This is a genomic window from Candidatus Koribacter versatilis Ellin345 (genome assembly GCF_000014005.1).
Classification (GTDB): Bacteria; Acidobacteriota; Terriglobia; order Terriglobales; family Acidobacteriaceae; genus Korobacter; species Korobacter versatilis_A.
This window is the reverse complement of record NC_008009.1, coordinates 909105-925647: the sequence shown is the minus strand read 5'-3', so window position 1 is coordinate 925647 and position 16543 is coordinate 909105. Positions and strand designations below refer to the sequence as shown.

Below are 16543 nucleotides of genomic sequence, written 5' to 3'. Positions count from 1 at the left end.
ATCCGGTCCTCATGCGTACGCGTGCAAGCCGGGAAGCAGATACGTGACGCCGAGGAAAGTGAAGATCACGACCGCGAATCCGAAGATCGCGAAGTATGCCGCGCGACGGCCACGCCAGCCGCGGGTAATTCTCATGTGCAAATAGAGCGCGTAGATCAGCCAGGTGATCGCGGCCCAATCTTCTTTCGGGTCCCAGCTCCAGTAGGAGCCCCAGGTGCGGTTCGCCCAGTACGCGCCGGCGGCGATCATGCCGGTCAGCAGCGGGAAGGCAATGCAGATGGTCTTGTAGGTGACCCGATCGAGGGTTTCGGCCGGAGGCAACATCTTTTGCAAATCGGTGCGACGCCACAGCAGCATGAGATAGAGCAGCGATCCGAAAATGCTGCTGATGACACCGCCGAGAATGAACGGGCTTGCGGCAAGAACGGTCGGAAGCTCATCGCCTTCGGGAGTGAGATAAACGCCCTGGCGAGCGCGGAGGATGAATGCGCTCAGCGTGGCGACCTGCAGCAGGATGCTGATGAACATTCCCTTGTCGGCCCAGGCATACGCCTGTTCGTTTTTCTTCACTCGGGCAAAGACGTTCAGCGCGAGGGGAATCAACGCACCCAGCGCGGCGAGAATGAACAACCAGCCGAGTTCGGGAATTCCGACAAAAACGTGGGTGTTGCCCTGCTCTACGATGTCGGATTTACGCTCGAGGTCCCAAGCGGCGACGGCAAGCGATCCGGCGCGGAAGCGTGTGGCGGTGATCGCGAGGAAGGTCGCAGCGCTTGTCAGGGCCGTCCAGAACTGGAAGTCTGAGGTTTTGAAATTGTCCTGGATGAGGAACATCATCGCGATGGCGAAACTGACGGCACAGGCGGCATAACTCAACATCGCCAGCGTGACGTGGACGTGCAGCCACGTGGACTGCAAGGCTGGAACCAGCGGTCGAACTTCGCTCGGCAGAAGCTGCATCAGGATGACGCTGACTACCGCCAGCGGCATGGTGATTGAACCGACGATGCGGACGCCGTATTTCTTTTCGGCGATGAGCGTAAGCAGCGCGACAGTCCAGACGAAGCTCAGCAGCATCTCGTAGATGCTGGCGAAGGGAGGCCGTCCTGACTGATACCAGCGATGGCCGGCGGCGAGAGTGTTCGCGATCCAGCCGATGGCGGTGAAGAGCGACGCGTACTTGATGTAGCGCTCGGTGCCAGTCACGCCAAAGCCCATGTAGAGAGCGCCGGCGCCGGCGTAAAAGATCAGCGCGCCATAGAGCATGTTGCTCTCGGTGAACAGCGGCTGGTGGGTCTTGGCGATGCCCAGCATCGCGGTGATGATGAGGAAGGCTATGCCCAGTCCAACCAGGGCCAGTAACAGGCCGCCGGACGCGGGAGCTTTCTCCTCAATTCTGTCGATATTCACAACTCGTGCTTGTGCCATTTCTGTTTCTCCCGGCTTACTTGCTAAACGTGCGCCAGCTCTTTCTCTTCTTCTTCAGCGGCCGGCACTTCCTTGATCCCCAGCTCGTGGCGGATCTTCGCCACGAGTTCGTAGTACTTCTCTTCAAACTTGTCTTTGTTCTTGTTGGCGGAGCCGCCGATCCATAGGACCAACTGTCCATCCTTGGTTTCGACCGGCATGATCCAGAAGCGAACGTGGACCATATAGAACGCCACGCCGAGGCCGACTCCCATCAGCAGAACGCCTGCCCAGATTGCCCACTGTCCGGGCTGATGCGAAACTTCGAGGCCGGTGTAATGCACCATGCGCATCGCGCCCGGGCCTTCGGTCAGCGAGAACTTGAACGGCGACTTCTGGTCTTCGGTTGTGTTCTTGTACGCGGGCATCAGCCACACCAGCGATTCCGTGCCAGCGCGATTCACCTTGAGGTGGAAGGCCGGGTTCACGGGGTCGTTGGAGCGGCGGAAGATCTGGTTGTCGCGAACGAAGAAGTCTGGGATGAATTCGAACATCGTGACCGTGGTCTGCGGGTCGAGGTTCACCGCCTTGTTCAGCGAGAGGCCGACGGTTTGCGGAGAGCCGCCTTCAAAGGGCTCGGCGACGATTGAGACCTGGTCGAGATCGCCAGTCATGCCCCAGCTGGCCTGGTAGAAGCGAAGCCCGTCATAGACCAGCGGATCGTTGACGACGATTTCTTTTTCCTGGACCACTTTGCCGTCGCGAACGACTGCCAGCTTCGACCACCACTTCTTCGGGGTGCCGTCTTCGTAGCGTTCCTGACCGGTGTCGTTGCAAACCACAGCGTAGGGCAGGACTTTCTTGCCGCCATCGCGGAGTTCGATGGTGTTGTTGCTCTGGTGGTTCACGATCGCCATGAAGCCGCGATAGCCAACGACGGCGTCGATGATGCCGCCGAGGAAAATCAGGAGCAAGCTGGCGTGCACCACGTAAACGGCCATCACCGAGAAGCGGTTCTTCTCGGAGTAGAGCGAGACGTGGTCGGCGTCCACGATGCGCTCGGGTTTGTAGCCAAGTTCGAGCAACGCCTTTTCTGCGACATTCAGCGCCAACTTGGGATCAGCGATGGGGAGTTCGGTGTGGTTGGGAAGCACAGCGCGGAAGTGCGGATCGGGCTTGCGGTACGGACGCGCATAAAAGCGCCAGGCATTAGGCCAACGATCGATAGAAGCGCAAACGATGCTGACGCTGACTAGCGCAAGCAACGTGGCGAACCACCACGCATGAAAGATATCGGTAAGAGTGAGGCGGTCGAGCCAGTAAAGCGCGGTTGGTGAATAGGCCTGCGCTATTTTGTCGGCGTCGGTGGTGGGTCTTTGGAGGATGAAAGTTCCGATCGCGGCAGCGATGACTACCAGGATGAGGAGCGTGATGCCAGTACGAAGAGACGCAAAAGTGCGGAAGATCCTGGTTGGGATGTTTTGTTTTTGTGCAGACATCGATAGTCCTTCCCGGCACAGCGGTAGGTGCAAGCGGGAGGCCAATCCGTGCGAGCGGAATTGGTGGCGTGTTTTGAGGAACTTGCGATTGCGGGAGGGTTTCGTTGCAGGAGCAAGTGTGCGAGATATCACGCAACCGAGTGATTGCAAGCGCGCAGGGGCTTATCACAATCGGTGTGATAAGCCAGAGCCGTGAGGTTTACAGAGTGCGGGGAGGGAGAGAGAGTGCGCAGGGGCTGAAGCCCCAACATTTTTGCGGCTCTTTCGGCACGACTGAAGTCGTGCCCTGATACAAAACCTTTCGAAACGAGTTTTTCAGCAGCTTGTGAAGTCATGCCCTTTCACTTGTGTCGCTCGAATTGAATTTTCAGCCGGGGAGGTCATCCGTTATTCGCCGAGCTAGAACTCGGAACTACCTCGATCGCATGAGTGAACCGATTGTGGGGCAAAGATTTGTGACGGGTATCACAAATTCCAAACCGGGGCTGCGGGATTTCGCGTGACGCCTGTGGGGGAAAACCCATATTTGAACGCGCAGAATTCGGTTCCAGAATGAAACGCAATGTCCGAGGTTGATGTAGGTCATTGAATTTTCAGCAGCTTAGGCTTCGTGGAAAAACAATGGTGAAATCCCGCAGCTACGGTACGCGTCGTGCACATGCACAGACCGGAGGTAGCTGTGAGTCGTCTGGGTCTCTTCGCAATCCTGAGCATGGTGATCGGAGTTGGGCAGGCGGTTGCCGCTACCCATCCGGTGCCGCTCGATCCGAAGACGGATTCGGCCAAGTGCATTGAGTGCCACGGCGAAAAGTCGAAGGGCAAAAATGTGCACTCGGCGATTGCGATGGGCTGCACCAGCTGCCATGAAGTCCGGGTCAACCGGAACATCACCCGCGTAAAGCTGGTCGCGACGACCACCAGCGGCGTTTGCTTTACCTGCCACGCCGACAAGAAAGCCTCCGAGATTAAAGGCCAGGTGCACGCGCCGGCCGTTCGCGATTGCGTGAAGTGCCACGATCCGCACCAGTCCGACAACAAGAACCAGCTTCTGAAGCCCACGAGCGGCGAGACGAGCAAAGAGAACATCTGCCTGACTTGCCACACCAAGGGAATGAACGTGCCGCAGGGCGGAAGCCGGCACGCGGCGCTGGATATGGGCTGCGAGACCTGCCACGTAACCCACAAGACCGGCGAACGCGGCAAGCGCGAGTTCGATAACCACCTTACGAAGGACGCTCCGGGGCTTTGCCTGGACTGCCACGATGCGAAGGACGCGAGCCTGCAGAAGGCGCACCAGGGACAACCGTTTGGTACGGCCGATTGCCTGACCTGCCACGATCCGCACCAGTCCAAGTCGCCGAAGCTGATGCAGGCCTTTCAGCATATGCCGTTCGAGGGACGCCAATGTGACGCGTGTCACAGCGCTCCCAAAGACGGAAAGGTAGTTTTAACGGCTGCTGACAGCAAAGCCGTATGTGTGACCTGCCACGCCGAGAAGGCCGAGCAGATCGAGAAGGCGAAGGTTCAGCATCCTGGAGCGATGGGCGATTGCACTACTTGTCACAACCCGCACGCCGGAAAGCAGCCGGCATTCCCAACTCCGAATGGAGTTGCGGCTTGCACGAGTTGCCACTCGGACCAGGCGGAGTTGCAAAAGACAAAAGCGCATCTCCATCAGCCGGCGTTCCAGCAGGGTTGCGCGACGTGTCACGAGCCGCATGGTGGCGAAAATCAACACCTGTTGCGAGCTGCATCAACGAATGCGCTGTGCCTGGAGTGTCACGGACCGGATCCGCAGCCGAAGAAGCTCGAAGCCGATCATCTTGTAACGATTTTCAACGACAAGGTGAAGTTGCCGGAGAACTACTTCCAACAGGTACCGACCTTACCGATCAAGTACGGCCGCGGACACCCGGTGGAAGGACATCCGGTCTCCGACATTATGGATTTGACCGACGGCAACAAGGTCGTGAAGTCGATCAACTGCCTGACCTGTCATCAGCCGCACGCTTCGGCGAAGGACAACCTGCTGGTGAAAGACCAGGAAGCAAACGGGAAGTTCTGCGAAACCTGCCACTCGACACAGGCGGCGCCGCAGCCAACGACACCGAAGACGGGACCGAAGACGACACCCACGAAGTAAGAGCGAGGGAACTTTCAAGATGTACGGCATGAGCGACAAGTCGAAATCGAAATTAGCAACAACCGCGACGTGCATCCTCGCGCTGGTGCTCGGCTGCGCTGTGCCTGTCTTCGGTGGAAAAGATAAGAAGAAGGATGCTGCCGCGCCTGTGCAGGAAGAGTCGGTTCTGAAGAAATTGGATTACTCGAAGATCGTGTGGCCGAACCCGCCTGCGATCACGCGGCTCAAGTATGTGGATTTCTTCGCGGGCGAGAAGATCCAGACGCAGATCGTTCAGGAAAAGAAGAAGTCGGAGTGGATGGCACGACTGGCGGGCGGCGATTCCGAGGGCAACGGCAAGAACGGCCCGAAGCAGCGGTTTGCGTTGGCTACTCCGTACGGCATGGCAGTGGATTCGAAGGGCCTGCTGTATGTCGCGGACGGAAAAGTTGGAGCGATCTTCATCTTCAACACCGAGACCCACGATGTCGACATGATCAAGAACGGAGTGCAGGCGCACTTCGGGCTGATCACGGGATTGACGATTGACGACGGCGACCGGCTCTTTGTTTCGGACTCGCAGCTGCATCGGGTACTGGTTTTCGGGCCGGATCGCAAACAGGAAGCGGTAATCAGTGAGGGGCTGGTAGATCCGGGCGGGATGGCGGTTGATAACGAGAACCGGTTCCTTTATGTCGCGGATCCGGCGCTCGACCAAGTATTGGTGTACGACGCCGACAAGTTCAACTTGATCCGCAAGATGGGGACTTCGGGAAAGAACCACGCACTGACGGAGCCAGGACAGTTTGCGCGGCCGACGAACGTAGCGGTGGACAGCGACAGCAACTTGTATGTGACCGATACCTCGAACCGGCGAGTAGAGATTTTCGACGCCGACGGACAGTTCATTACGGCATGGGGCAAGGCGGGCGATGGTCCGGGAACGTTCGCACGGCCGAAGGGGATCGCGATTGATTCCGACGGGCACGTGTGGGTAGCGGATGCCGCACAGGACCGCGTGCAGTGCTTCAGCAAAGATGGAAAAGTTTTGTTGTACCTGGGAGGACACGGATTGTTGCCGGGGATGTTCGGCAATGTTGCCGGACTGACGATCGACAAGAAGAACCGTGTGTACACCTCAGATCAGAATCCGGGCCGGGTGCAGATGTTTCAGTACATCAGCAACCCGGAGGCGCGTGCCGAGTGGGAACGCCGGCAAGCGTTGGAAAAGGGTAAGACTGGCGCGACAGCGACGGCTTCGCAAGCGCCGGCAAACAGTAATAACAAGCCGAAGTAGTCATACATAAACGAACCGCGGTATTAGCAGTAGCTCTGCGCAGGAAGCTTGACGGTCCGCGGGCCGCCGGCAAAGGAGAACCGAATCCCAACGGTTTCTCTGAGCAAGAAAGCAGTAGGCGGTAAAAATCAGGAGGTTTTAAATGAAGAAAGTATTCATGCTTATCCTGTGCGTGACGTTCTTTGTCGGCATGGCAGCCGCGCAGACTTACAATGCGGGCACCGGCCTGACCGGGATCGACATTCTCGGCGCACACAATGATGGCGGACGCGGTTGCGCGGGCTGCCATGCTCCTCACAGCGGCGGTCGCGGCGGCGGTGGAAACATCGGCAATGGCTACAACGGCGCGTTGAACAACGATCCGAACTCCGGCAACGATGCCCTGTTCGGCCAGGACCTGAGCCCACTTTATGGCTACACGCTGGCCATGGGCGATGGTGGCCGTTACACCGAAACGATTCCCGCTTTCACTGCGGGCAGCGATGAAATTCGCGGCATCGCGATGTGCCTGGCCTGCCACGACGGTAACGTCGCCAAGGGCGGCATGATGACGAACTATGCCTATGAGCAGAGAATGAACCTTCTGCCTTCAGGCATCTACGGCAACGCAGTCCACATTCCGACCCTGCTCGGCAATGATGGCTCGTCGGCCGGCAACTACAACAACGATCACCCAGTGGGCCTTGCTGCCAACTTCGGCGCCCTGCGCCTCGGCACTTACCTTACGGTGACCTTCTCCGCCAGCAACGCAGTCAGCACGATCACTCCGACCGCGACCGCTTCGGGCACGCAGTATTCGAACTTCCTGAAGAACTATGGCATGCCGGCGATCGAAGGCACGTCCTGGAGCTGGGGCCTTGCGAATCCGGAAGGCAACACCAACCAGAACAACCTATACGTAACCTGCACCACCTGCCACAACCAGCATGTTATGTACATCTACAAAGGCGCGGGAAAGACCGCCGGCACGGCGATCCAGAAGAATGGGTACTATCCGTCCTACTTCTTCATCAACGCTCCTTACAATCCGGGCGCGTGGAACAACTACACGAACAGCGCTACGCAAGCGCCGTCCACGACCCAGTTCTGCCGCCAGTGCCACTTTGGCGAAGCGAACGAAGCATTTGGCGTGAACAACGTTACGACGGTGTTCTAACCAACAACCTGGGGGGAGGGGTTACCCTCCCCCGATTTTCCTGCATGAGTTGAGGAGTTCATGAAATACGCCGTCCAATCCGCTGCCCTGGTCCTGATCTCGGTTTCCGCCGCATTCGCACAGATGGCATCCCACGCGCCGACCGCGGTCGCAAAAGAGCGCACGGCGACTACGTCCGTTCCCGCCGCGCGCCCTGTGGACGAAACCAAACCGGTTGCGCGCGTAAATGGCACGGTACTGACTGAGCGCGACTTGTTGCGCGAGATGTACACGATTTTCCCATACGCCGCGCAGCACAACGGCGTGCCCAAGAAGATGGAACCAGAGATGCGCAAAGGCGCTCTCCAGATGATTGTGTTCGAAGAGCTGGTCTACCAGGAAGCAGTGCGCCGCAAGATCACCTTCGATCCGTCCATCATCAGCAAGGGCGAAGCTGAGATGCGGAAGCAGTTCCCGTCGCAGCAGGAGTTCGATGCCTGGATCGTGGCGCAATTCGGTTCACGACAGGCGATGCATGAAAAGATGCGGCGCACGATGCTGGTCCAGATCCTGTTGAAGAAAGAAGTCAACGACAAGTCGGTTGTGACCGACGCGCAGGCGAAAGCATTCTACGAAGCGAATTCGAAGCAATTCGATCGTCCGGAGACGTTCTCGATCCAGACGATCTCGATCATTCCGCCGCAGGGCGCCAACCCGGAAGTAAAGAAGGAAGCAGACAAGCGCGCTCACGACGCTTTTAAGGCAGCGAAGGCGACGAAGACGTACGAAGAGTTTGGGCTACTTGCCGAAAAGGTTTCGGATGACGACTGGCATGTGAAGATGGGCGATCGCAAAGCGATTGACCGCGCCAGCCTGCCGCCCGATGTCGTGAAAGCGGCGCTAGTGATGAAACCAGGGGAAGTGAGCGACCTGATTCAGATCGGTCCGAACTACACCATGTTCCGGCTGAACGCGCACACGCCCGCGGGCCGCACACCGTTTGGCGAGGTGAAAGCCAAGTTGCAGGAAGACATGAAGAAGGCCAAGACCGAGCAGCTTCGCGGCTCGTTCGACAAACAACTCCGTCAAAGCGCAAAGGTAGAAGAGCTGTAGAGGGATACCCAGGTGGGTGGCAGAAGTAACAGAACGGGATGGTTGTTGATCGTCGCGATTGTCTTTTGCATCCGGGCCGGCGCGCAAGTCGAGCTATACGGCGTCGATCTGAAATCCAACGGCAATTTCTCATTTGGGTACTCGTCCGATTTCAACGACACCAGTTCAGATCACGGGCTTTACCTTGGCGCGGATGCGAACGTCAACGGCTTCTACTACAGTCCGAACTTCCTCTCATTTTCGGTTCAGCCTTATTACCAACGCTCGCAGGCAAATTCAGACTTCCAATCGCTGACCAACTCCAGCGGTCTTAATAGCACCGTGAACATCTTTTCCGGAAGCCACTTCCCCGGCACGGTTTCGTACTCGTACGCCAAAGACAGCACCGGACAGTTCGGGATCCCGGGAAGCCAGCAGGGGTTGCTGACAAACGGAAACGGAAGCGGATTCGGCATTGGGTGGGGAGTGATGCTGCCCGGATTGCCAAAACTGAATTTCAACTTCAACGACAATTCGAACGAGAACACGATCTACGGCAGCGATGCGAAGGCCAAGAACGACCAAAAGAACTTCAGCGTTCAAGAGTTCTACGCATGGGACGGGTGGCAGACCGGTGCTGGCTACTCGCACTTCAACTCTGACGCAACGTTCCCGAGCTTCCTGGAAGGCGTAGAGAACCCGCATACAACGACGTCGTCGAACCAATATCAGTTCAGCGCGAACCATCCTCTGCCGAAGAACGGTACCTTTTCGGCATCGTTCAACCGGAACAGTTACGACAGCACCTATTCCGATGATCGGCCGACGGTGAACTCAAACGGTACGGTGGACAATTTCAACACAGTCTTCACGATGCGGCCGACGAACCGGCTGTCGCTGGCGGCCGACGGCAATTACACCGACAATGCGATGGACCAGTTCACCGAACAGGTCATTAGCGCCGGTGGAGCTGTACCCACCTATTCACTAGGAACGGTACGCGCGTTTCGGGTGAACACATCCGCGGGCTATATCCTCACGAAAAACCTGTTCGTCTCGGGAGACGTTGCTCACCAGGAACAGTTCTTCATGGGCGACGAGTTCAAGCTGACGACCTATGGCGGAAACGTTGCGTACAACTACGCTCGACCTTTGTTCGGCGCTCTGAACTTTTCGTTTGGCGCGTACGACGGCGCCACGCAGGATGGGCACACGGGTCTCGGCCTAACAGCAAATGTCAATTTCAACCGTAAGATCCACCAGTGGGACGTGGACGCGTACTTCGATTATGCGCAGAACGTTCAGACGCTATTGATTTTCTACACGGCTTCGTCCATGACCTATGGCGGCCACGTGATGAAGAAGTTCGGCGACCGGACGTTCTGGAACACGACTTACGCGGCTGGGCAAACAGCGTTCTCGACCGATAATAACGGGGGAAGCCGTACGGACAGCCTCTCCACTTCGGTGATGTACAAGAGGATCCAGGCGAACGCATTCTGGTCTCAGTCGAATGGAGAGTCGATCCTGACGCCGAGCGGACTCCTGTCGGTCCCGGGGAATCTGCCCCCGGGCGTGATCTCACCCAATGAAATTGTGTTCTTCAACAGCAAGGCATACGGTTTCGGACTGTCAAGCCTGCTATTCCGGCGCCTCACCATCAATGGTGGGTATTCCAAAGCCAACGGCGGCACAAATTCGGTGAGCAGTCTGTACTCGAGTGATACGGAAATTTGGCGAGCGCAGATGCGGTACCGTTTCCGGAAGCTTTATCTCGATGCGGGATACACGCGCTTCTATCAGAACGTGGGTTCAAGCTCTACGCTGCCAAGCGCGGTATCATCGTATTTCGTCGGCGTATCGCGTTGGTTCAATTTCTTCTAAGCCAACTGGAGAATACTTTGGACGTACGAGGAGCAAGGGCCGCAGTACTTACCTTGTCGATCCTCGTTCCTTTGACGTGCCTTGCCGCAACGAAAGAGAAGCCCGCAGAAGTTTCGGTTCCGGCGATCGAGATTGAGGGTGGACGACGCCTCACCTTCGAGCGGATGTTTACGACCGATCGTGACGTCCTCGGCAAGAAAGGCTTCTGGACGAAGGTGGTGGACTTCGTCGCCGGTGAACCAGACGAACATTTCCTAGTCAGACCCTACAGTATCGCGGTGGATTCGCGCGGGCGAGCGATTGTCACCGATCCGGGCGCGAATGGCGTGCACATCTTCGACCTCGCCCAGCATAAGTACAAGTTCGTCGAACGCAATGAGAAGGGCAAAGAGTCGATGCTCCAGCCGCAATGCGTGGCGGTGGATGCGCACGACAACTTCTACGTCACGGACTCTGAGACCGGCAAGGTCTTCGTCTTTAATGCTGACGGCAAGTATCAGCGCTCGATTGGCGCCTTGAAGGGTGGCGAAGGATTCTTCAAGCGGCCTACCGGGATTGCGATTGATTCGGCGGCACAGCGCGTGTACATCACCGACACCCTACGCGACAAGATTTATGTCACCGACATGCAGGGCCAAGTACTTGCCACGATCGGCAAGCCGGGATCGGAACCTGGCGAATTGCACTATCCGACCGAACTGCGCATTGTGGGCGACGAGCTGGTGGTGGTGGATGCGATGAACTTCCGCATCCAGATCTTCGGAAAAGATGGCAGCTATCGCGGCAGCATTGGCGAGATCGGCGATACGCCGGGCGCGATGTTTCGTCCCAAGGGCGTGAGCGTGGATTCCGAGAACCACATCTACGTGGTGGAAGGTGCGAGTGCGCGGGTACAGATTTACGACCGCGAAGGCCACTGGCTGTACTGGTTTGGCGGAAAAGGCACGGGGCCTGAGGAGTTTCAGCTTCCTTCCGGCATTTTTATTGACCACGAGGACCGCATCTTCGTGGTTGACTCGTTTAATCGCCGGATCCAAGTGCTGCATTATTACGGCGTCGGTAAGCGTGCAGGAGGCCAGCCATGAAGCGCGCTTGGCTGCTTGCTCTCTTGGTCGGTGTCTTGTGCGTGAATTCCCCAGCGCAGTGGACTACCGACGTACTCGGCTCGCATGATCTCTCGCCAGGCGGCACTTCGCCGATCAAGGGCCGGCTGAATTCCGGATGCCAGTATTGCCATGCGCCGCACTCAGGAATCACGATGGGCTCGGCGCCCCTGTGGGCGCAGACACTCTCGAAGCAGACCTACACCACGTATACGAGTACGACGCTCAAGAACCTGACCACCCAACCACCTCTCGGGGGCGATAGCAATCTTTGCCTGAGCTGCCATGACGGCACCGTCGCGCCGGGGCAGACGGTTCCTTATGGGCGCCTGCGGATGACAGGCAACATGCTGCCGCAGGACAAGTTCGGCAGCAATCTCGGGGGCTCGCATCCATTTAGTTTTCGAGCTTTGACTACCGATTCGCCGGACCTGGTCACGACCCTGATCTCGAGCCACAAGACCGCGGATCCGCAAAACGCGGTGAAGTTGATTAACAACAACGTGGAATGCACGAGCTGCCACAATCCGCACGTGCAGGCGATTGACACGGTGGCGCAGCAGTTCCTGGTACGCGACGGTTCGAACGGAGCACTGTGCCTGGCGTGCCATGAGCCGGGTGCACGCCAGGTAAGCAACCAGAACAACCCTCTGTCGCCGTGGACGACGAGTATCCACGCGAACACGAACAATAAGCTTTCGCAGGGCGCGGGACTCGGCAGCTATACGACGGTCGGCGCAAATTCATGCATATCGTGCCACGTTCCACATAGCGCACTGGGCGGAGCAGAATTGTTGCGGCAGCCGGCATCGCCAGTGCCGAACATGGATTCGGCGACACAGAATTGCATTACCTGCCACAACGGGGGATCGAACATCTCACCGGCAATTCCGAACGTGTATGCCGAATTTGCAAAGACGGGCCACCCGTATCCGGCCGGCAACAACACCCATAGCGCCGGGGAGGCAACGGTCCTCGAAAACAATCGTCATGCGACTTGCGTTGACTGTCACAACGCGCACGGATCGCAGCAGGTGACGAGCTTTGATGCTCCGCCGAAGATACGCATTTCGCAAACCAGCACCAAGGGCTTAGGCGTGGACGGCACCACGCAAATCGATCCGGCGGTGAATCAGTACGAGAACTGCTTGCGTTGCCATGGGCCGAGTTCCGGGAAGACGACGTTGACGATCTTCGGGTACGCGCCCGCGTGGGCGGCAGAGAATCCCGGCGATTCGCTGAACGTGATTTATGAATTCAACTCGTCCTCGACGTCGCGACATCCGGTGATGCTCGATCGCAGCAGCGGGTATCCCCAACCAAGCTTGCGCGCGTTCATGGTGCAACTCGACGGGAAGACCCAGGGGCGCTCCATGGGGCAGCGCATCTTCTGCACGGATTGTCATAACAGCGATGACAATCGTGAGGGTGGTGGAACCGGGCCAAATGGTCCGCATGGCTCGACGTTCAGCCACATCCTTGAGCGCCGCTACGAATACAGCCAGGTGGCTTCCGGCGCCGGTGCGGGTACGACGATCACAAACCTGATTCCGAATCCGCCGCTCGATCCTTCCGCGAATGGACCGTATTCGATGTGCGCGAAGTGCCACGACCTTACGAACATCGTTTCGGATGCGAGTTTCTTGCCCGACAAAAACGGTAAGGGAGGCCACGCGACCCACATCAACGACGGGTTCTCCTGTTCCATCTGCCATACTTCGCATGGAATGGGCGGAACGGCGGCAGGCATCTCCGGCGAGCGCATGGTGAACTTCGACCTGAAGGTCGTCGCGCCGAACAATGGCACGCTGGCGTACTCGCACAGCGCAAATACCTGCACCCTGACCTGCCACGGCTACGCGCACTACTCTAACGGCTCTGTGACCCCGGCTCTCGCTAAACCGGGGGTGAAGTAAGTCGTGGCCGATCCAAATACAAATGGGAGTTCGTGGAAGATCCTGCGAACCATTGCCCTGATTGGGTTGTTCGCCGTGGCGATCGGACGGACTGCGCTGTTCCCTGCCTGGGCGCGGATTGATGAGGTATGGGGCCACCTCGCGACCGGACGCTGGATACTGGCGCAACACGCGATTCCGCGAAGCTGCGTCTTGTCGCAATATGTGAACGTTCCGTGGATCGATACGAATTGGGCCTTCGACGCAGTGCTGGGAATCGGGTACAAGCTGCTTTCCTTGCGCGCCGTGACGGTGGTTGGCATGGCACTGAAACTCGCGCTTACCGCGATGGCGTTTCTGCTTGCCGGTGGACGCCGCAAGTTCTGGTTCGCGCTGGTGATCGCGGCGGTGATGCAGTTCGTATTTCCGGAATTTGTGGCGGCACCGATCAATGTGGCGATCGTGTGCTTCGGGATTGAACTTGCGCTCCTCTTCCACTGGCGCAGAACGCATGATGCGCGGCAGCTCTATGCCCTGCCGGTGCTGTTCGCGGTCTGGTGCAATTTTCAAATCCAGTTTGTGCTGGGACTGATTGTGCTTGCGCTCTTTGTTGGCGGAGAGGCAGTTCGCAATCGGCTGGAGCATGCTGAGGTTCCGCTTCGGCCGCTCATGCTGGCGAGCGTCGGCGCCGGAGTGGCGACGGTTCTGAATCCCTACGGGTTCTATCTTGCGCCGCAGATTTTTCCGACACTCTACGGCTCTGCGGCCTTCAAGTATTTTGGCGAACTGCGGCCGCTCGGATTCCGCCAGCCGCAGGACTACCTCATTCTTGTTCTCGTGATGGGCGCGTTTCTCGCGCTTGGACGTCGACGTTCCAAGGACATCTTCTCGTTTGCCGTGCTGACCCTGGCTGCCTGCCTGGGCTTCCGGATTCAGCGCGATGTATGGCTCGTGGCTGTGGCTGCAATCGCGGTGCTCGGCGATACGGTGAGTGATGACCAAATCAGCGAAGTGGGCGCCAACGCGAACAGTGTCTGGCACAAACCGGTTGTTGTCGGTGCGACCGCGGCTCTTTTCATTTTGTTTGCTGCCATCGCCCCCAACGATAAACGCATCATGGCGCTCGCAAGCGAGTCCATGCCGGTGAAAGCGTGTGACCTGGTTCGCGGACAGAACCTGCGTGGGCCACTGTTCAACAGCCTGGAGTGGGGAGGGTTCATCCGGTGGTACTTGCCGGAGCAGCCCGTGTCGATCGACGGCCGAGCCAATCTCTACGGCGATGAGATGATCCGGGAATATCTGACGACGTACTTCGGCGGGCGACGGCTGGAATCGGCTCCACTGTTTGCGGATGCGCAGACGATCGTGATCGCGAAGAACTCGGCGCTGCGCCGGGCGCTCACCACATTCCCCGACCTAACGGAACGGTACCAGGAAATCTATACCGACAATTTCGCTTCGGTGGTCGTGAAGAAGTAACTACTGACCGGCGTCGCGCCGCACGAAGATTGCGGAGAGTTGGTCCTGGTAGATCACGCGGAAGCGCTTGTCTACGGTGAGCAATTTCGCGAGCGGGACTTCCTTCCTTAGCAGCACGACACCCGCTGCGTTCAGGTACGGATCATTCACGTAGTTCGGATCGCCGGACTCGCTGCCATAAAGGAGAGCATCAAGTTCGTCTCCGTAAAGATCGTTTCGGCCATCGACCGAAACCGGATACTGCGGCAGGTACCAGATCAAGAATCCGCCCCAATCGAAACTGTTGTAGAGAGGCCCCGGCATCGGGTTGTTGCGAAGGAAATTCGCCGCGTTTACTGGGTACCATCCGCTCACAGCTTCGTCGAGACCGCGCTGATTGAAGTCGGTGTTGCGTGCAACCAGGAAAAGCACAAACAACGACCCGACCAGGACACCGGCTGTTTCCGCCAGCTTCAGCCGTGGCTCGCGCTCGGAAGCGGCGGTGCACTCAGCGATAAAGGCGACGGCAGGGATGCAGATAAACCAGGCATCCCGGGTGGTACGGAAGGCGATGACAGTGCCGATAATCAGAAATGCGAGTTTGAAGGGATCAATCTTCTTCTGCGAGCCGACGGCGACGAAAGCCGCCGCTGCGAGCAGCAATTCGAAGTAATGGCTCGGGGTCTCGAAATTGAGCGGCAATAATTCGATGATCATGCCATAGGTGAACTTGGCTTTCGAGTATTCACGCAGCACGAGGAACAAGTGATAGGAATACGGCCCGATACACGAAGCTGCGATGCATCCCGCAAAGATCGCGATGAGTTTTCCGAGTGGCAGCGTCGAGGGCGCGAAATAACGCTCCATCAGCCCTGGCATGAGTCGCTGTGCGAGCGACTGCAATCCCTGGACGGTGATGAACAACCCGAGGAGCGCCAACCCATAGGTGAACTGGATATGTAGGTTCGCCCAGATAGCGAACATGAGTGGTAGCCAATAGAGACGGCGAATGTTGCCATCGCGCTGTGCCTCAAGCAGCCAGCAAAGCAGGATGGTAAAGATGGCCATGGAGAAGAACACTGGACGCGGCATGAGGCTGAACAAGAATGCATAGACGCCGATGCCCGTTAGCAACCAGGCGGTCCAGAAGCGGCCCGACAGTCGATAGACCGCCCAAAATAAAGCTGCTGCGACTAAGAACGTGAGAAAGACGCCGAAGCTCCCGAGACCAACCAGTCCGAACCACGCGTACGAGCGCGAGAGCAAAATCTCGTAGCCCCAGCTATAGGCCGTCCACGGGCGCTGCGCGGCGGTTTGCGAAAAGATTCCGGTGTGGGGTACGGCTTTGTGCTCGAGGATCCAATCCCCTACTTTTATGTGCCAGAAGATGTCGGGATCGAGGACGCAGTATTTCGTCTTGAGCGCGACACCGCCGATCACCCCGAACAACGCGACCAGGGCGAGCAATTGCAGGGCCCGCAATTTCCGCAGTGCTGCGATCTCTTGAAACGCATCCACGCCATTCCCTCGATGCTCAACATACCATGTGGCAAAAGCCGCGCCCTGTGCAGTCCGCACCGCAAGTTGTGACGGAAATCACTTCCGGTTGTGCGCTGATTGTGGGAGCATTTTCGCGAGATTTCGCACGCGC

At 57.9% G+C, this 16543-nt stretch carries 11 protein-coding genes; 8 read left to right on the top strand and 3 right to left on the bottom strand.

Annotated features, from left to right (window positions below):
* Positions 1–9: 9 nt before the first annotated feature.
* Together ccsB and ACID345_RS03845 are read right to left on the bottom strand one after the other, a co-directional pair.
* Positions 10–1428, bottom strand: coding sequence for a c-type cytochrome biogenesis protein CcsB (gene ccsB / locus ACID345_RS25080; RefSeq protein ID WP_011521556.1), 1419 nt, complete (start codon positions 1426–1428; stop codon positions 10–12).
* 23 nt (positions 1429–1451) lie between these two features.
* Positions 1452–2906, bottom strand: a complete 1455-nt coding sequence (locus tag ACID345_RS03845; protein ID WP_011521555.1) for a cytochrome c biogenesis protein ResB — start codon at positions 2904–2906, stop codon at positions 1452–1454.
* A 679-nt stretch (positions 2907–3585) separates the two neighbouring features.
* Here ACID345_RS03845 and ACID345_RS03840 point away from each other — a divergent pair.
* The 8 genes from ACID345_RS03840 (at position 3586) to ACID345_RS03805 (ending at position 14913) form a co-directional block, all read left to right on the top strand.
* The gene (locus ACID345_RS03840; protein ID WP_011521554.1) at positions 3586–5049 is read left to right on the top strand and encodes a cytochrome c3 family protein; all 1464 of its coding nucleotides are present in this window, start codon (positions 3586–3588) and stop codon (positions 5047–5049) included.
* A 28-nt stretch (positions 5050–5077) separates the two neighbouring features.
* Positions 5078–6325 (top strand): 6-bladed beta-propeller, encoded by a 1248-nt coding sequence (locus ACID345_RS25075; RefSeq protein WP_187148936.1) that lies wholly within the window; start codon positions 5078–5080, stop codon positions 6323–6325.
* Between the two features lie 142 nt (positions 6326–6467).
* A complete protein-coding gene (locus tag ACID345_RS03830; protein ID WP_011521552.1) occupies positions 6468–7481 on the top strand; it encodes a hypothetical protein in 1014 nt (337 codons plus the stop codon).
* A gap of 60 nt (positions 7482–7541) precedes the next feature.
* Entirely contained in the window at positions 7542–8573 is a 1032-nt protein-coding gene (locus ACID345_RS03825) for a peptidylprolyl isomerase (RefSeq protein WP_011521551.1), read from the top strand.
* 45 nt (positions 8574–8618) lie between these two features.
* Entirely contained in the window at positions 8619–10436 is a 1818-nt protein-coding gene (locus ACID345_RS03820) for a hypothetical protein (protein ID WP_148210008.1), read from the top strand.
* A gap of 53 nt (positions 10437–10489) precedes the next feature.
* Complete coding sequence (locus ACID345_RS03815; RefSeq protein WP_049761641.1) at positions 10490–11521, top strand: 6-bladed beta-propeller; 1032 nt, start codon at positions 10490–10492, stop codon at positions 11519–11521.
* Complete coding sequence (locus ACID345_RS03810) at positions 11518–13455, top strand: multiheme c-type cytochrome (RefSeq protein WP_011521548.1); 1938 nt, start codon at positions 11518–11520, stop codon at positions 13453–13455. The genes ACID345_RS03815 and ACID345_RS03810 overlap by 4 nt, the downstream gene beginning before the upstream one ends.
* Positions 13456–13458: 3 nt before the next feature.
* Positions 13459–14913: a hypothetical protein gene (locus ACID345_RS03805; protein ID WP_011521547.1), complete on the top strand. Its 1455-nt coding sequence runs from the start codon at positions 13459–13461 to the stop codon at positions 14911–14913.
* Here ACID345_RS03805 and ACID345_RS03800 read toward each other — a convergent pair whose 3' ends face one another.
* Complete coding sequence (locus tag ACID345_RS03800) at positions 14914–16410, bottom strand: hypothetical protein (protein WP_011521546.1); 1497 nt, start codon at positions 16408–16410, stop codon at positions 14914–14916.
* Positions 16411–16543: the final 133 nt, after the last annotated feature.

Excerpts from the sequence above, each read along its gene's own strand:
- ccsB (WP_011521556.1), bottom strand. The coding sequence starts at position 1,428 with ATGGCACAAGCACGAGTTGTGAATATCGACAGAATTGAGGAGAAAGCT.
- ACID345_RS03845 (WP_011521555.1), bottom strand. The coding sequence starts at position 2,906 with ATGTCTGCACAAAAACAAAACATCCCAACCAGGATCTTCCGCACTTTT.
- ACID345_RS25075 (WP_187148936.1), top strand. The coding sequence starts at position 5,078 with ATGAGCGACAAGTCGAAATCGAAATTAGCAACAACCGCGACGTGCATC.
- ACID345_RS03830 (WP_011521552.1), top strand. The coding sequence starts at position 6,468 with ATGAAGAAAGTATTCATGCTTATCCTGTGCGTGACGTTCTTTGTCGGC.
- ACID345_RS03825 (WP_011521551.1), top strand. The coding sequence starts at position 7,542 with ATGAAATACGCCGTCCAATCCGCTGCCCTGGTCCTGATCTCGGTTTCC.
- ACID345_RS03810 (WP_011521548.1), top strand. The coding sequence starts at position 11,518 with ATGAAGCGCGCTTGGCTGCTTGCTCTCTTGGTCGGTGTCTTGTGCGTG.